Raw genomic sequence first — 16,864 nt, forward strand, 5'->3', positions numbered from 1 at the left:
AAATTAGAACGTTGTGCCAACTGAAATCACAAGGCACTCAAATGCAAATATCGACATCTAGCCGCGTCGAACAGCCAAATCTGAACAAAAACAAAGATGCGCCGCTCGCTCTTCAGATCAATTTGGCCATTACTGCTCTTTTGGCATCCAGCTTTCTCTTCATCATATTCCCTAATCTGGATTTAGCTATTATACGAATTTTCGCCAATGGGCATAATTTCCCGTTGTCAGAAAACTGGATATTGTTGGCTATACGCGATGCAAATCGGAGGTCGATGATTTATCTGCTTACTGTAATGATCATATTCATTGCGTTGTATTCTATAAAACCGCACAAGTTTAATTTTTTCCGGCCTCACAAGGCATTCTTCGTTATACTGAGCTTTCTCATTGGGCCCTTTTTAACTGTACAGCTACTCAAGGGGTTTATCGGTCGTGCTCGGCCTCGTGGTCTGCTTGAATTTGGCGGAACAGCAGATTTTACGCCCGTTTGGCAGTACGCGGCTCAATGCGGTAGAAATTGTTCATTTCCATCGGGTGAAGCAGCAACGGCGGCTGCAACCTTATCGCTGATCATACTATTGCCAATAAAGTGGCGATGGATTGGCTTTTCCGTTCTTACACCTACTTTAATTTTCGCGTCCTTTAATCGTGTAATGTTCGGAGCGCACTTTCCATCAGATGTGATTGTCGCTTGGGCCATTATGTGCTGCCTCATGACCTGGCTATGGCAACGTATTACCAATAATTCTGAACAGATTGACTCTCTCATCGAGAGTTTAGGAAGCTCAACCCACAGACTGAGTTAATGATTAAAATCGTGAAATCATGCAACATCAATCAAACAGTATGATTGCGAAGATGGATAAAGACCAAATAATTACAATCGACCAATTCAAACACCCATGGTTATTTTTTACGCTGTCGACGATTGCCGCTTGGTCGGCATGGATTGTTGCCGCTTGGTTCAGTTATAGCTCAATTCCTAGTTTTCTAACCATGGTACTTGTCAGCTTTTTCGCTGGGGTCGGACTATTGGCACCAGCAATTGTCACTTGGGCAATGTTACGTCAAAGCACAGTTCTGCTGAGCGATTTCTGGATACGCCTTTCTATTAGATGGCTGCAATTGAGATATATACTTGTGGGAATAACTATCATGATGGGCAGTATCGTTACTGCTCAGTTCATATCCCTCTTTTTTGGTTATAGCATTCAACAGTTTAGTCTTTCCCACTCTGCTTCATTTAATGCAGGTATTCTGATCGGCTGGGTACCATTGGTTTTAGCACCCATTGTCGAGGAAATTAGTTGGCATGGTTATGGCACTGATGCTCTCCGGCGGCGTATGAGCATGTTGTGCACTTCAATCGTATTCAGCATTTACTGGGCTATATGGCACTTTCCGTTGGCGTTCATTAAGGGATATTACCAAGCTAATTTGGTGGCTACGGGAAATATTCACGCACTGAATTTCATTATTAGTCTATTCCCATTCGTTATAATAATGAACTGGCTATATTATCGCTCAGGGCGTAGCATTTGGGTTGCGGTAGTCTTTCATTTATCGGCTAATATTTTCAACGAAATATTTCAAACTCATCCTGATACTAAAATTATTCAGACTTTGCTTTTGATTATAATTACACTTGCGTTGATAGCGCATGATCCTGATTTTTTCTTTGGCTATAAAAAATTCACAAGAGTAAAAAGAAAGATGGCTTTATGAAAACCATAGTTGTTGAGAAATATGTTAATGGCAATTGCGTGGAAAAATACACGCTGCCATTAAGCGCCACACGCCTGTTTGCACGATTTCTGCCAAATAAAGCGATAGCAGAGCTCCAGAGTTACGGGATAAACATTAAAGCATTGCTTGATGATACAAGCCCGTCAGTAAGCGAGCAATGGTTAGACGTCGAGGAACACAGCATAATCAAAAAAATCCGGATTTCGCGCGGTGTAACATGAAAATTCCTGATGCTTCTCTTTGAGAAATCTGGCGATACCGTAGGCGTTTAAGTGCGTTATCCCATAAGGGTAATTAACGTTACCGTGAAATTAGTATTATCATCTGTGGATGGCAGGCAAGGAATTGATCAACGGAGAAGGACCACGTTTCAGCTACCAAAATTGAAATCCAACATCAATGGTATTGCGTGCAGAGCAGCTCGCGAGCCTCCATTCATCAATCATCACCAATTACGTTCTCATCACTGATCCACGCTAAGTTTTTAATTTATTAACATATTGAAGCGGGACATATCCTAAAAGGACAACTATCAGTCCGCCTATCGCTGTATCAATGAGACGCTGAACTCCATAGTCAATATTGGCAGTTCCTGGAACTATGACATCAACAAGCATTAAAATCAGTGGTGTTAGAAAAACGGCTTGCAGAATGTAGGATCGCTGCATTGCCCACCGCAACATAGCGCTCAAAGCGGCCATCAGAGCAATGAACAAAGCGCCTTTTGGAACGGCTGCTAAGATTACAGCGCCGATTATGACGCCAAAGATTGTTCCGATGGTGCGTTGAATTGCACGGTCGCGAATCGATCCAAAGTCGGGCTTCATCACCAAACCGACTGTGAGGGGGATCCAGAACCAATGGGCATCATGATCAAACCAATGGGAAGAATAAGAAACACCAATGCAGACAGAAAAAGCGATTGCGGTTGCCACAATTGATCGTTGAGTTGCAGCACGAGTTTGGGCTGAGGAATTATGAGTTACCCTTTTTGATTGAGCATCTTGTGAATGCCAACCGCGTATCAACGCTTCCAAACCGAGGACTACTGAATAGAGAAGAGTACCCACCAGATACAGAGCCGCAGGCTGCCAAAATGGTTTAATAGCAGGAACTCCAAGTGCGATTGACGCTAAAAGTAGTGCCTGGAGCGTGCCGATGGATAATGTGCTGCTTTTGTTACTGACATATGCTGCGCAAAAGCCGACAAGCATCATTGCAAAAACAACGAAAACCCAAGGCAATATCCCAAGATAACCGAGGAGGTAGCCTGAAGCACCGATTGGCGCAGAAATCAGCATTTTTTTAAATATTGAACTATAGCTGCCTGAGCCTTCGCCGGTCGCCATCATCAGGCAACCCATCGCGACCCACATGCCAGTCATTATGTCATTAAAGGACAAGCCAACAGCAAAAGGGAATCCGATGCAAAAGGCTGTTCTTATCGCGCGCCAGGAGTTCCAGGTTGCTGGCTTCAATTCAAATAATTCTGAAGCAATATTATTTCTTGCTGATGCCTGATCCATGTCCCCACCCCAAAGCTAACTTAAAATAACTAATTATCATGTCACGGCGGAAATATTAAACGTTCTGAATAAAAATGGTTAAAGAACGCCGTTTCATGAGTGACAGAGAATGAATGGCGTTCCAACCGCATTTTTCGGTCAACTTGTTGGAATGGCTGTTTAGCTTAGTGTATTCGATGACGGTTTGCGGGAGCTCATCTTAGATGAGTTTGCGCGGATCACCACTTAGAAATTCACCAGCGCCAGCATAATTTGTGATGTCGTAACGGTAATAGCCGCACCATAGTCGAGGGCAAGTGCGGTATCGCCAAAGTTGAACAGGGCAGTATTTGCAATATCGAAGCCAGATGCCTTGTTCTTTACCGACAATCCCGAGTTGAGCGCCAGCTGATAGGGATTGTAATAAGCCTGCATCCCCAGATTGATCAGGTCGTTGTCATTTGATGCATAATTGAAACGCGCGGAAAACGTATCGTTCTTAACATGTTGCGCTGCTTCGTTTTCATAGAGCAAAGCACTCTGACGCACACTCAGCTCCTCATTGGGTACGTAATTTAGCTTGAACATGCTGCTGATTGGCGTTTCAAAGGTTGAATCGCGCGCGCTGCTGCTGCACCCATGCGCGAGAGACGATAGCCGCTCATTCCGTATGTAAACGAGGTCATACCACCAACATTCTGCCCCGGAGGCAGAACATGATTGACGTCGAAGGTGCGGAAGTTCGCTGCACTGGCCAGCGCGCTGAAGCCCCGAGTACCCGCGACATTGCGACGCGGCACATCAATGCCTGCCAGAAATTCTGGCATGAGATAAACATTGCCGCCATTGGCATAATGACCGAGATATAAAATCCCGCGCGGCAACATCCCATAATGGAAGGTGCCATCCGGTTTTGGGCGAAGGTCATAGCCCGGCCAAGTAAAACGATTGAGTTCATCAAAGCGAATCCAATGCCGCGCACTATCTAGACCTAAGCTTTTGCAATGTTAGCTGGAATTTCAAGCGAAGTGCTTGGGTCGGCACGACGCTTGGAAGCGTGATCGGCGCAACAATGGTTCGAACCTGCCCTTTATCGCCTTGAGGAACCGCAACCACGATTGCACAAGGATGGTCCTTTTTGCCCTCGTCTAGTGTTTCGGAGCGGCGTTCGATGGCTGTGTTGGATGTTAAGCTCAAATATCTGTCACTGCGATGGTACGACGTGATCGACATGATCCCGCCCCTCAGTTTCACCTCAATCTACGTTCGCTATTGGTAAAGCTGGTAACTGGCTCAACAAATATTAGGGGTTGAAAGAGGAGGGTCTGGTATTTCAACGTGAAAGACAGCTGAGCGCGCAACTTCGGCCATTGGCGCAGCATTAACACTCGTTTTAAAGTCGTCGTTCAGCTTATATTGCATCCAAAGACTGTTAAGGGGGGAATGCAGACATTCGGCTTTTTGGTTTGTGAAATGACTGTCAGGCGGCGGTTTACGCCGCCCGACGCGCGATTAGCCGATTAGGCGTAAACGGGCATTTTCGAAAGCGTAGCCGTCATCATCGCGAGCACGGCGTGACAACTCTTCAAAGCCGAGCTTGGTGTAGAAATTCACGGCCTGCTGATTGTGGGTGTAAACCTCTAGCTCAAGTTCACCTTTACGATTGCGAGCATGGGAGATGAGCTGACGGCCGATTCCAAGTCCTTGCCGGGCTGGAGAAACGAAGATTCCTCCGATGAAAGTATCGAGCAGACTTATAAAGCCGCTGGGCTCATCGTCAACGCATGCCACCCAGGTCTCGGCATTAGGCAAATACTGATCTTCGATCAGCGTTCGTTGCTCAACCAAGCGCTGTTCGCCAATAAAAGGATGAGCCAACAGTGAGGCGTCAAGCCAAATGCGCGACAGCTTTTTCAAATCTCCTTCCGGCGTATAGGGCCGGATTACAACGTCGTGGTTTTTCATAATAATTCCAAGAAGAGACATGCAAACGTTACGGCACAAAGTTATTAGTGCCAGTTGTGGTCGCAAACTGCGGTCGAAATCACAAGCCTCTGCGCATATATCTCCATATACTCTTTGTCCGCTTCTAGGCGGTTGCCAATACTCTGTCAACGACTGACATAGGGTCGAAAATGGAGCGACCGCTATGGACTGGCAATCAATACATCGCCCAATGACAGGGGCCAGTGGTTTATGTCCCTTCAATGACGGAGAGATGCAGGGGGTATAGACACCATCATGTTGATGTGACTGTCGGCTTCGTAGAGCATCGTGCTGAAGCAATCTTAGTCTGACGACGAATGTATTGAACTAAGCACTGGAAAACCAATTTCTAGCTCAAGAGTTATCACGGGTGCCAGCACCGATATTAGCTGTGTCGCGTGCCAATGCATCTTCGATCTCCACCGATGAGACCTGAAGGAACCGGCGGTGGGCCAATGCGACCGAGATAGCGGGAAGCTCAAGATAAGTCGCAACTCTACGATACGCCGTGAAGCTCAGGCCTTCTATCAACTCTTCGTCCATCACTAGGCGATACGTACCGGCTCCCAATGGCTCCGAAAAGGACTTCAGACGAAATGAATGTTTGAACGTGACTTCGGTTTCCGTGGTTCTTTCGGTCATTTGAGCGCCGCCTTTCCAGCCATACTTGCTATAGCCTATCGAAGCCACCCCTCCACCATGATATAGCCAATCATGGCAAGGCTCGCTGCAAATAACAAGTAATTGGCGATGGTCGCGTATTCGGGTATTTTCGGATAATGAAATAGGGAAGACATGCTGTCCTCCTCGCTTGGGGCAAAGGTAATCAACCCTTAAACAGCAGCGCCCGTAAAATGGCTGCTGGAATTTATACCTTGAACCTATTTCCCTGCTTTAGCAACACATTGTTTTGGTGATATAGGCGCAGCTCACAGTTCGACTTGTGCCATTTTGTATCGCCTAATCATCTCGTTTCGACGGTTCTTTGTTCCAATTAAGCGGCTGATATTTGTCGGAGTATCGTGTGCCTTCGGCGAATGTTGTGAAAGCTGTTAATGTATCTGAAAAGCCTATCGGTTATTTGTGCAGGTTTAGAACACTCCGCTCTTTAAGCAAGAAATTTTCCATCATGGCAAAAGGCCAAGTAATCGTGAAGTGCGCAAACCTAAGAAGGAGAAATCAGCTGCGGCTGATAAGTCCGCAAGCAAGACAGGTGGTTGTTTCACCACTCAGATCAAAGATACTAAAAAGCAGAAGAAGTAACCTCGAACGCCGGACTAACGTGGCTGGATAAGAATTCGGCCCAGGCGATTACGCCTACCTTGTCTCCTTATGAAAAAGCCCCGTGGGCGCGCAACTGCCTTAGTTGTTTATGTGGTGATTAAAGTGCATAGTCATTATCATGGCAGCAGTTGAAACGGGCGCTGTCATTTAGTTCAAGACGGCCTGGCGCTCAACCAAGGAGGACGCAATGTCTTCCACCTACTTAGACGCTGCCGATATTGGATTAATTTCGAAGATCCTTCGGAATGCCTGGTTGCCAGACGACACGCAGAATTTACGCACGGCAGCCGCACTCTATCTCGCACGGCGACTTCAGGAAGGCACTTACGACGAAGATCGACTAAGAATTGCGTTGGACCAGTTCATCAAGAAACATAAAGCAATGGATAATGCTGTTGATCGATGGCGCGATGAAGGCGGGACATTCTAGAGATCAAGATGCAAACTTAAATTCCTATACTGTCGACTTTTAAAGCCGCCATGCTAAGGCGGCGGCCGTTTTCGAATACAGATGGGGAGCCTACCATTGGTTAACGGAAAATATTAGATTGCTGGTTTTCAGGTTACCTATAAACTTGGTAAATGAAAATCTCGGCTCAGAACGTTCATAAGCTAGTTCTAATCGCCAAGCACGTTAATGGAAATCTTGTAGAGCCATTTACGGCTCGGGATTTACATCGAATTTTACCAAGTTGGAATTACACCGATTATTTCGGCTTTCTTGCCTACAACAGTGATTACAACATACTGATACAAGTATCGCTTCTTATCCGAGTTGACAGAGGGTCTTATTCCCTCAACAGCTATTCAAAGCCACCAACCGAAGATCCGATTGTGAAATAAAACCCGCGTGGGCAAGGCTGAAATGACCAGAAGCAGCGGGTTCAGCCTTAATGCTGCCTTAGTTGCTTTACCGGAGCATAAGGCGCATGGTGGTTATCGCAACAGCATTGAAACGGGCTCTGTTGCTCAGGCTGAGAATGTCTGGCCCGCAACAAAGGAGGGCGTTATGTCTTCCGACACCAACATTTTAATCTTTCAGCCGGACCGTACTCGCATTCTCAATAGAATTCTTAGCAATGCGAAATACGTCACTGAAAACATGAGACCTCTATCCGGGCATCTTCGTGAGCGCTCCAAGACAGTCCTTAAGCATTTCATGGCTGGGGTGATAATCGATGCAGTCCATACATTCACTCCATCGACCGAACCCTATGCTGCTTTCGCAAACCGAGAGCACCAAAACAATCGTATTTGAACGAATAACTTGAATTGATCTGACGACGAACCTTAACACGAGTTATGGAAAGCCACATCATGTCAAGAGGAACAATGCGCAGTAACCGAGAAATTCGGAAGCCTAAGAAAGATAAGTTAGAAACTACGCCTAACTTATCTAAGCCTTTATCTATCCCACGTCGTACCAAAGACACTGAGATTGTAAAAAAATAGAGTCTCAGATTAGAAATAACCGCCTATCATAGTCCATGCTAGGCGGTGACTTACCGCTTAATCGGGGCAGAGTGAGTAGCACAAGCCTCTTGAGTTACGCCCGATTTTAGCCATTTTTCCATCTCGTGTTAATCTACACGAAGACGGAAATAGACTGAGAATCAATAGGATGAATGCGCTGAATCTGATCAAAATCAAACACAACACTGGGTCAAATTCAGGCTGAATTCAACCTTTTGCTTTCATTCACGAACCGATCTGTAACCTCCTTTATTTTCCCCGTGATCGCTTCACTTCTGCCATCCACCGAGAACTTTGCAAAACCGCCAATAGAATGTGGCGCGAGATTCTGCCCAGTCACTGCTCCATACATCACCACGCATCTGCGCACAGGTTAAGGTTACTGTGGCCTTCAGACCTGCACCCACGCATCTAGTGAAAGCTCTCGACGATATTCATGTACCAAAGTCGGTCAGAGACTTCCTTTAGATATGCAGCCGAGAAGCATAAGCGCGACCACGACTATTAGTGCTATGCCTAATACTAGTGCATCAACGTCTGTCATATGAGAATGATACATTCACGCCGCGATTGTTAGCTTAAAAAGTTACCTCCGACGGAGTGACACATCAGAGGCTGCGCCTTAGTCGAAATAATCGACCTTCAGATGCCGGGTGGTACCATTGAACGCAAAGGGCTTGCGGTCGAAATAGGTAAGAGAGACTGGCGAATAGCTATTGCGGCCAACGTCAAAGGAATCATTGGCAGTAAACGTGAGCGATGCTGCGCGCGGAACTTGTCCCTTGCTGACCTCAGCGCCGTTAACCCGAATGACGACGTCAAGCGGAACTGGCCGGAAACCGTCTACCTTGCGTGTTTCGACCTCAATTTTTACTTTTCCTGTCGGAAGCGGGATTGATGTTTCCAACTGCGTTCGTTCGATTTCATGCTTAATGACAGCTATCGTAGATGTTCCCTTCATCATTACCCTCTCCTATCCGGGGATTCTTCGCGGGACAATCTTCAGTTTGGCCGAGCAGCAAAATTAATTGACCTAATGGTATTGCCAAGTTGTTTGTCGATGGACGAAGATTAGCTTGCTAATTTTCAGATCACCTGTAGATTTGCAAAATGAAAATGTCGGCCAAGAACGCTTATCAGCTCGTTCTAACTGCCGTGCACGTCGATGGAACCCTTGTAGAGCCATTTACTGCTAGAGATTTGCGTCGGATCATACCCGGTTGGCACTATACTGATTACTTCGGCTTTCTCGCCTACAACAGTAATTATAACCTGTCATTAGATACAGCTTTGTTCATCCGGGAGGGAAGAGGCTCTTATTCCCTAAACGGCTATTTGTCACCACTGGCTGAAAAATAAAATAACAGATGCGCCTAAGCGTGATGAGCCTTCTTCTATATGCGAGGTGCACCGTCGTCGGCACATCAAGCGGGTGGCAGTCTACATTAGGTTTTTTCTGTCAATTATCCAACTGTACCATTGCTCGCTTGAAGGTGTTCGTAAAGATCGACTTTGATCTGCCCCTCGCATTTCGTTGAAGCGTTGCCCCGAATTATTTGCTTCGGTCAACCTATACTGTAGGCTCACATTATCGAATATCACATGGAGGGGTAGGCAATGTCACACATCATCAAATCTGAGATTGCGCATATCAAAGCTCATTCATGCGCGTGCCCGTCTGTCCGACCATGAAAGAAAAGAAGAAGATATGGAGATGCGCATAGAGGTGGCTTCTCTATTTGGCGAGCTAAATGATACGGTGACCCAAATTATTGCAATCTTCCGCATTTGAGCGATGCGTCCGGCCCGCGTCTCTCGTGAGTCCAGCATGCAGTTATTCGTCAAAGACCTACTTTTGCGTAAATGCCTCTCGATAGCGCAATTAAAGCCTACTTATCACAGTATTTATTTCGGATATTTAACGGCGTTCAAATATTTCTCATAGCTATATTTTGGTAATTATTATTATTTTTGAATACCGTGCATACCGCTTAAATGCTGCCTTTAGCAGGTCTATTATAAATATTCGAATTCATGCATGATTTCTAAATAAAAGTGTTATACTCGTACATCGGAACGCAATTATGCGACCTCGATCATTTAAGATCGGATAATCAAATGTATAATTTGAATTGGCTTAAGCCCGCCATTGGTGGGGCTTTGTTTGGTGCTGTTTTAACAATCGCAGTCGGCTTTTCCGTTGGCGAGTGGGTTACCAGTGGGACTTCTGAAAGAATGATAGCGTCAAACCTATCGGAAGGCATTGCTTTGGCTTTGACCCCATATTGTATCGAAAAATCTAAAAATGATCCATCTGCTCTGATTGTAATTGCCGAGTTCAAAGCGGCGCCAATCTATACACGCCGCTCCCTCATTGAGAAATCAGGATGGGCCACTCCTCTAGGTACAGATCAACCCAATGCGGCTCTCGCGACAGCGTGTGGGGATGAAATAGCTAAAGGACTTTAAATAGCTTCACAAAAACGAGAAAGACAAAAAATGGAAAGTCAACATTTTCAAATACCTACATTCATTCACAGACCATTGAAGCCACGACGCCATGAAGAGGACATCGCAAGTGAGCAAGAAATCATAACTGCACGTCAGCAAATGGCAACGCCTTCAAAGGACTGGACAAAGCTTGCAAATATCTTGCGACGAGCATCGGGTGGCTTCTCACGTTCGCGTGGCCCACGACATTAGAAAAAAAGGAACAGGACAATGCACAATAGCTCTACAGCACTAGAACGTAAAGTATTGGCGCACGAACAAATATTACAGGTTTTGATAGCACATATGGCTGAGACAGAACCGAAATTCTTAGACCGTCTGAAAGCAATATTTACTCGCCATCAAACGGTTGGCTCTTATGAACAGGATTATTGTGACACTGCTCAATACGCAGAACAATTTATACGTGAAGTCGAAAGTCTACAGGAACGTAAATCATTGCGATAGTATATTTTCATTTCTCCAATTAATTATGTGACCGAAATATATTTATTTATCTGAATATTATACGTCTAATAATCCTATTACATTTTAAAAATGTAATAATTTTTGTGTTTAAGAAATTAATCTAGAGATGAAGGAGGCTACAATGTCTTTTGCACACTTAGACTCAAGGGATATCACAATGATTTCCCGTTTACTTCGGCAAGCTAGATTACCAGGTGATTCGCAAGACTTGCGCACCGAAGCCACACGTTACCTTACGCACAGGTTTCAGGAAGGGACATGCGATGAAGTTCGGCTGAGAATTGCATTAGCACAATTCATCAAGAAACATAGAGCTATGGCGAGAGCTGTTGATCGTTGGGACGACGAAGGCGGAGCTTCTTAAATCTCACGGCACTAACTGTACCGCGCCACTGTCCAACGTTCTGATGCGCTTCATGTTGAGGCGCATCAACCTAGCGTGATTTAGCTTAACCACTTCGTCGCTTTCTGCAAAAGTTGAGCAAGGTCCTCGATGGGTGTCTTAAATCCAAGACACTTGCGCGGTGTTGCATTGAGATTATGGGCGAGGGCGTTTAACTGCGCTGGCTAACCTGCTTCAAGTCCGTGTTGCTGGATGTCATTAAGAATGGAATAAGGGCTTTGACGCAAGCTCGGTGACATCAGGGCGCTCCGACGATACCTGCTTCGAGCAGATCCCGTTTTCCGCGTCGATACATTTTTCGCTTGATGAGTTTGAGTTTCGTGATCTGAAAGCCATCGCAAGCAATGGCGTTCCGCAGAAGGTTGTCATTGATAAAAGCGGAGCCAACCTGGCTGGTGGACAGGCTGTAAGAAGTGGTTCGGTTTGTCTGAACAGTTTCGGGCGTTTTGTTAAGTGGACTTCCGCCTCGCTTATGCCGCCACCATCATTGGTGTCAGCGCGTTAAAGTAGACCTGATCCGGTGTTTGTCGGTCAAGCGATGAATGTGGGCGTCGGCTGTTGTAGAAATTCAGATATCTGCCGATGCCAGTGCGGGCCTCGGACACGGTTTTGTAGGCGTGAAGATAAACCTCTTCGTATTTGATTGATCGCCAGAGCCGCTCGACAAAGACATTGTCCCGCCACGAACCCTTGCCATCCATCGAGATGGCGATCTCTGCCTTTTTCAACACGTTAGTGAAGTCGATGGACGTGAACTGTGATCCTTGATCGGTGTTGAATATTTCCGGCTTTCCATAGCGGTCCAGAGCTTCCTCAACCGCTTCGATGCAGAAGTCCGCCTCCATCGTTATCGACAGTCGCCATGACAGAACCCGGCGGCTGAACCAGTCGACGACAGCGCACAGATAGACAAAACCACGAGCCATCGGAATATACGTTATATCCATTGCCACACCTGATTGGGTCTGGTGACCGCTAGCTTGCGCAGGAGATAGGGATAGATTTTATGCCCTGGCGTTGGCTTGGAGGTGTTTGGGCGACGGTAAATCGCTTCAAGGCTCATCTTCTTCATCAGTGTTGAGACATGCAGCCGCCCAACCTCAAGCCCTTCTCCTTTCAAAAGCCCCTGCAACATCCGACTTCCCGCGAATGGATATTCCAGATGCAATTCATCGATCCGGCGCATCAGTGCCAAATCGCCATCCGATACAGGGCGCGGTGAATAGTAGACACTGCTACGGCTGAACCCGAGGAGCTTTGCCTGTCGGGCGACCGAAAGCTTGTGAGCGCGGTCGATCATTTCCTTCCGCCCAGCAATCCCGCCTTGCTGAGCGCTCCGGCTAAAAAATCGTTCTCCAGAGTTAGCTCACCGATCTTGGCATGCAGCGTTTTAACGTCGACGGTTGGCTCTGCTGGTTCCGCCTTGGTATCGTGGCCGAAAACACCGATCGCCCCCTCAAGAAGCTGATCTTTCCATTGCTTTATCTGGTTCGCGTGCACGTCAAACTGCTGGGATAATTCCATTAGCGTCTGCTCGCCTCTGATCGCAGCGACCGCAACTTTTGCCTTGAAAGCTGGGCTATGGTTTCGGCGTGGTCGTCTCGTCATGGTATCTCCTGTTCCCGGCATCTAAGCCGAACTCAGGCAGAATTTCCACTTATCCTGGCTGTGCAGATTTCCCGAGCCACTTCTGTAAACACGATACTGACAATCACGGGGACCGGCACGGGCACGATGATTGAAATCTTGCAGGTTAATTATCTCAACAACATCCTTAAGCAGGATCATCGGTTCATTAAGCGGATCACCAAACACATGTTGGGCTTTAAAGATCTTACCGTCCACTCCCGGCGTCCTCTTACCGCGACTCTCCGTCACCCGTTTCACGGCCAACATCTTGCAGCTATGCGAGCTGGTCAGCAGGCGTTGCAATGCTTGCACCTTGCCCCATCTGCCTTCCCGTGTTGCCTTGGCGATACGCACCTGAAGTCGTTTCACCTCTGCCTCAATATGCGACCAGTTCATCTGGTCCCACATTTGCTCAATCGCGCGAAAGTCTGCACACTTTCGCGGCGGGCGATGTTTCAGCCCCTATCCCGTCCATTACAGCCAGGCGTTCGCTTTTTCCGCATTCCTTTACCCACAGCGCCAACAGCGTTCCTTATGGTCCGCCTGCCGTTGCCGGCAGCGCTATGGGCTTACCCTGTTCCGCATAAGTCTCCGAGCGGGGTGGACCCTTCGTCTTCGCCGGCGGTTGATCGTCCATGGCGGCCCAGTATTCAAAGACCACGTCTCACCGCGTACCATTTTGGTTCAAGCCTGTCAGCACGTTTGGCTTGTTAAAGCTCACGACGTTTATCGGAAGTTCACATACGTTGGTCGTATCCGCTCATCCCTTGCTCCTCTCCCCCTCATGCTGGCAGATTCGGCCTTGCCTTACGGTTTGGCTTACCGGATATCCGGCGGTTACGTTGTCCCCGAAGCTTCACACCGAGCTGTTACTGGCTCTGCATGTCCGGGTAGGGAACGGCTGATGGAACAACCGGTTTCTTCAGGCTATATCTCCTCCTGTGAAACAGAAACTCATGCGACTTGCAGCTCGCACAAATACATTCTTTGCCAGATCCAAACCAACTTTAGTAATCTCATCCATGGACGCATCTTCCTCAATGGCGCCCAACGAACCCATTCTGCCACATAAAGGCCGTCGGTGGGGCGTCCATACCATCAGAAGCGAATTATTCACCAGTTCACATTCTAATGTACCATGACGTCCATCAGCCGATGTTGGGTGAGATTCTCAACGCCCGAAGCGCATTGAGGATGACAGCGACGTCAATCAGCTCTTGGAGCAATGCGCCTTGGACAGGTAACAGAAAACCTAACGCCGCTGCGACCATAGCAAGCACCGAAAGTCCGATACCCATCACAACACTTTCGATTGCAATGCGCCTTGATTGCTTGGCAATTTCTATCCCAGCGCGAAGTCTGTCTATTCTATCTACGAGAAGAACGACATCTGCCGCCTCTGCAGAGGCTGCCGCTCCCCTCGCACCCATGGCAACGCCAATATCAGCCGCTGCAAGTGCGGGCGCGTCGTTGACCCCGTCTCCGACCATCATCACGGGGCCGTTCTTACGTTCGTTGAGCACGGTCAGCACCTTTTGATCGGGTGAAAGTTCGGAGTAGATGGCATCAAGCCCCAAACCCTTGGCGATGCGTTTGGCCACTGCAGCACGATCACCTGTCGCCAGCACTATTCGCTTTACGCCATCTTTGCGTAAGCCCCGTAACGTATCGACCACTTCGCCGCGCAAGGGATCTGCCATAATGATATAACCCGCGATGCTACCGTCTATCGCGACTGCAACCAGGGCCGCTCCAGCTTCTATATGGGGGATTTCACTCAGTTTTGCATTGACCTGTCTCTCAACGAAGCTACGTCCGCCGACAACGACGCTTTTGCGATCGACCCAGCCCGCGACGCCATCTCCTGCCAGTTCGCTTACATCGGTCGGCAATACAAGATCTATCCCGCGCCGCTGAGCGGCCAGTACAAGAGCCTGCGCCATCGGATGTTTGGACACTTGGTCAAGGGAGGCAGCGAAACACAATAGGTCATTTTCGCTCAATCCTGACTCCGCTTGGATCGAAGTAATTTGTGGGCGGCCATCTGTCAGTGTCCCAGTTTTGTCCAGCACCAACGTGTTGATACGAGCCATGTTCTCCAAAGGACGCGCACCCTTAACCAGCACGCCGAAATGAGCGGAGCGCGACAATCCGGCGACAAGGGCGACGGGTACTGCCAGGATGAGAGGACACGGTGTAGCCACAACGAGGACGGCAACCGACCTTATCGGGTCTCCCGTAAACCACCATGCTCCGAAGGCGATTATGACGGTCACGACCAGAAAGCCGACAGACCACTGGTCTGCCAGTCTGGACATTGGAGCCTTGGAATGCTGTGCCTCTTCCACGAGGCGAACGATGCCAGCGTAGGTGCTATCTTTTGCTTCGTGCTTGGCAACGATATCGAAAGCATCGCCAGCATTCATTGAACCGCTTAGCACATCTGCTCCCGACGCAAGCGAAACCGGAAGTGACTCTCCCGTCAAAGCAGACATGTTCACAAAAGCTTTTACGGAAGTGATACTTCCGTCGACGGGGATGACGTCTCCTTGACGGATCAGAAGGCGGTCACCCGGACGAATGGTTTCAACGGCAATCTCTTCGAGATGATCATCGACATATCGCATTGTTGTTCGCGGTGCGCGGGACAGCAAAGCATGCATCTCACGGCGTGCTCGTCCCTCTGCAAAGCTCTCAAGAAAGGCTCCGCCAGTATACATGAGGGCGACAATCGAAGCCGCCAGCATTTCCCCAAATGCCAGTGCGGCCGACATAGACATCGCGGCGACGATATCAAGCCCAAACTCCTTTCGGCATAAACTCCGGAAAATCTCGACGAGCAACGATGCCAGCACTGGCAATGTGGCGATTGCCCAGATTAACCGTGCTCCCGATGAGTAGCCGGAAAAGTGCAGGCCGAGCCCCATCACAAGTCCGCACAAGGCAAAAATCAGCAGGATTGTTTTTGATCGATCTTCAACCGAGAACCGCATCTTCATAGTCTCCCCGACCTATAGAATGAGCAAATTATAGAGCCCTGCCTCTGACCGACTACAGTAATTCTTCTTTACATATGGATTCCCTACAAACTCAGATCGACGGTCAGACCGCTGTGCCGACCAGGGCCCCAATACCAGCCGTGATTGCCATGGCCAATGCGCCCCAAAAAGTGACGCGAACGGTTGCCTTAAGCATATTAGCTCCTCCCGCCTTGGCGCCGATTGCGCCTAGTAACGCTAGAAACAGCAAGGAAGAGATAGCAACCGCATAAAGCAAGATCGAGGGAGGCGCGATGAACGCCATCAGCAAGGGTAGGGCGGCCCCGATCGAGAACGTGGCCGCTGAGGTCAGTGCTGCTTGCACAGGCCGTGCTTCCATGTGTTCGACAATTCCCAGTTCGTCGCGGGCATGTGCCTCCAGAGCATCGCGTGAGGTAAGCTGTATTGCCACCTCCCGCGCCAATTCCGAAGTTAGGCCGCGATCAATATAGGCTTGCATCAATTCATCGAGCTCTGCTTCGGGCTGAGATTCGAGTTCCCTGCGCTCTCTGGCAAGATCTGCCAACTCCGTATCGGATTGAGAGCTGACGGAAACATACTCACCCGCCGCCATGGACATCGCGCCTGCGACAAGGCCCGCGATGCCAGCGACCATTATCTGTGTCGTTCCCGTTGAAGCAGATGCGACGCCCATAATGAGGCTCGCCGTTGAGACAATGCCATCATTGGCGCCGAGTACCGCTGCGCGAAGCCATCCGATCCGAGATACGAGGTGGTTTTCTGTATGCAATCGGCTCATTGAGCTACCTCCGGACGTTGGTTTCATATCATCATACCTCTATCGAGACCCTTTGCCA

The 16,864-nt window shown here is 48.3% G+C and carries 16 protein-coding genes and 3 pseudogenes; 9 read left to right on the top strand and 10 right to left on the bottom strand.

Annotated features, from left to right (window positions below):
- The first annotated feature begins 41 nt into the window (after positions 1-41).
- From J2782_RS21940 to J2782_RS21950, 3 genes are read left to right on the top strand one after another with little or no spacing between them, the layout of a single operon-like run.
- Positions 42-809: a phosphatase PAP2 family protein gene (locus J2782_RS21940; protein WP_310016176.1), complete on the top strand. Its 768-nt coding sequence runs from the start codon at positions 42-44 to the stop codon at positions 807-809.
- Between the two features lie 52 nt (positions 810-861).
- Complete coding sequence (locus tag J2782_RS21945) at positions 862-1,728, top strand: CPBP family intramembrane glutamic endopeptidase (protein WP_310016177.1); 867 nt, start codon at positions 862-864, stop codon at positions 1,726-1,728.
- Positions 1,725-1,970, top strand: coding sequence for a hypothetical protein (locus J2782_RS21950; protein WP_310016178.1), 246 nt, complete (start codon positions 1,725-1,727; stop codon positions 1,968-1,970). Before J2782_RS21945 ends, J2782_RS21950 begins: the two co-directional genes overlap by 4 nt.
- 255 nt (positions 1,971-2,225) lie before the next feature.
- Here the strand turns inward: J2782_RS21950 and J2782_RS21955 are convergent, their stop codons facing one another.
- The 5 genes from J2782_RS21955 to J2782_RS21975 form a co-directional block, all read right to left on the bottom strand.
- Positions 2,226-3,275, bottom strand: coding sequence for an FUSC family protein (locus J2782_RS21955; RefSeq protein WP_310016179.1), 1,050 nt, complete (start codon positions 3,273-3,275; stop codon positions 2,226-2,228).
- A 225-nt stretch (positions 3,276-3,500) separates the two neighbouring features.
- Positions 3,501-3,803: a hypothetical protein gene (locus J2782_RS21960; RefSeq protein ID WP_310016180.1), complete on the bottom strand. Its 303-nt coding sequence runs from the start codon at positions 3,801-3,803 to the stop codon at positions 3,501-3,503.
- A 26-nt stretch (positions 3,804-3,829) separates the two neighbouring features.
- The gene (locus tag J2782_RS21965) at positions 3,830-4,081 is read right to left on the bottom strand and encodes a hypothetical protein (protein ID WP_310016181.1); all 252 of its coding nucleotides are present in this window, start codon (positions 4,079-4,081) and stop codon (positions 3,830-3,832) included.
- Positions 4,082-4,766: 685 nt separating this feature from the next.
- Positions 4,767-5,219: a GNAT family N-acetyltransferase gene (locus tag J2782_RS21970; protein WP_310016182.1), complete on the bottom strand. Its 453-nt coding sequence runs from the start codon at positions 5,217-5,219 to the stop codon at positions 4,767-4,769.
- Positions 5,220-5,594: 375 nt separating this feature from the next.
- Entirely contained in the window at positions 5,595-5,882 is a 288-nt protein-coding gene (locus J2782_RS21975; RefSeq protein WP_310016183.1) for a hypothetical protein, read from the bottom strand.
- Between the two features lie 829 nt (positions 5,883-6,711).
- On the opposite strand from J2782_RS21975, the gene J2782_RS21980 reads away from it, so the two are divergent.
- Positions 6,712-6,954 (top strand): hypothetical protein, encoded by a 243-nt coding sequence (locus J2782_RS21980; protein WP_310016185.1) that lies wholly within the window; start codon positions 6,712-6,714, stop codon positions 6,952-6,954.
- Between the two features lie 435 nt (positions 6,955-7,389).
- Entirely contained in the window at positions 7,390-7,782 is a 393-nt protein-coding gene (locus J2782_RS21985) for a hypothetical protein (protein WP_310016187.1), read from the top strand.
- 837 nt (positions 7,783-8,619) lie between these two features.
- Here the strand turns inward: J2782_RS21985 and J2782_RS21990 are convergent.
- Positions 8,620-8,961, bottom strand: coding sequence for a hypothetical protein (locus J2782_RS21990; RefSeq protein WP_310016189.1), 342 nt, complete (start codon positions 8,959-8,961; stop codon positions 8,620-8,622).
- Between the two features lie 1,154 nt (positions 8,962-10,115).
- Here J2782_RS21990 and J2782_RS22000 point away from each other — a divergent pair.
- The 3 genes from J2782_RS22000 to J2782_RS22010 all read left to right on the top strand — a co-directional run bounded on the left by J2782_RS22000 (position 10,116) and on the right by J2782_RS22010 (position 11,884).
- A complete protein-coding gene (locus J2782_RS22000) occupies positions 10,116-10,466 on the top strand; it encodes a hypothetical protein (protein ID WP_310016193.1) in 351 nt (116 codons plus the stop codon).
- 252 nt (positions 10,467-10,718) lie between these two features.
- A complete protein-coding gene (locus J2782_RS22005) occupies positions 10,719-10,955 on the top strand; it encodes a hypothetical protein (RefSeq protein WP_310016195.1) in 237 nt (78 codons plus the stop codon).
- A gap of 656 nt (positions 10,956-11,611) precedes the next feature.
- On the top strand, positions 11,612-11,884 hold the full coding sequence (locus J2782_RS22010; protein WP_310016226.1) for a hypothetical protein: 273 nt from the start codon (positions 11,612-11,614) through the stop codon (positions 11,882-11,884).
- Here J2782_RS22010 and J2782_RS22015 read toward each other — a convergent pair.
- A pseudogene (locus J2782_RS22015) lies at positions 11,850-12,987 on the bottom strand (IS3 family transposase). The gene J2782_RS22010 and the pseudogene J2782_RS22015 sit on opposite strands and share 35 nt — an antisense overlap.
- A gap of 129 nt (positions 12,988-13,116) precedes the next feature.
- On the opposite strand from J2782_RS22015, the pseudogene J2782_RS22020 reads away from it, so the two are divergent.
- Positions 13,117-13,209: pseudogene (locus J2782_RS22020) on the top strand (IS6 family transposase); the annotation flags it as partial.
- A gap of 51 nt (positions 13,210-13,260) precedes the next feature.
- On the opposite strand, the pseudogene J2782_RS22025 reads toward J2782_RS22020, so the two are convergent.
- The 3 genes and pseudogenes from J2782_RS22025 to J2782_RS22035 form a co-directional block, all read right to left on the bottom strand.
- A pseudogene (locus J2782_RS22025) lies at positions 13,261-13,416 on the bottom strand (reverse transcriptase N-terminal domain-containing protein); the annotation flags it as partial.
- Between the two features lie 740 nt (positions 13,417-14,156).
- Positions 14,157-16,001 (bottom strand): heavy metal translocating P-type ATPase, encoded by a 1,845-nt coding sequence (locus tag J2782_RS22030; protein ID WP_310016224.1) that lies wholly within the window; start codon positions 15,999-16,001, stop codon positions 14,157-14,159.
- A 109-nt stretch (positions 16,002-16,110) separates the two neighbouring features.
- Positions 16,111-16,806, bottom strand: coding sequence for a VIT1/CCC1 transporter family protein (locus J2782_RS22035; protein WP_011983041.1), 696 nt, complete (start codon positions 16,804-16,806; stop codon positions 16,111-16,113).
- Between the last annotated feature and the right edge of the window lie 58 nt (positions 16,807-16,864).

Origin of the sequence: Brucella pseudogrignonensis (assembly GCF_031454375.1) — a bacterium.
GTDB lineage: Bacteria > Pseudomonadota > Alphaproteobacteria > Rhizobiales > Rhizobiaceae > Brucella > Brucella pseudogrignonensis_A.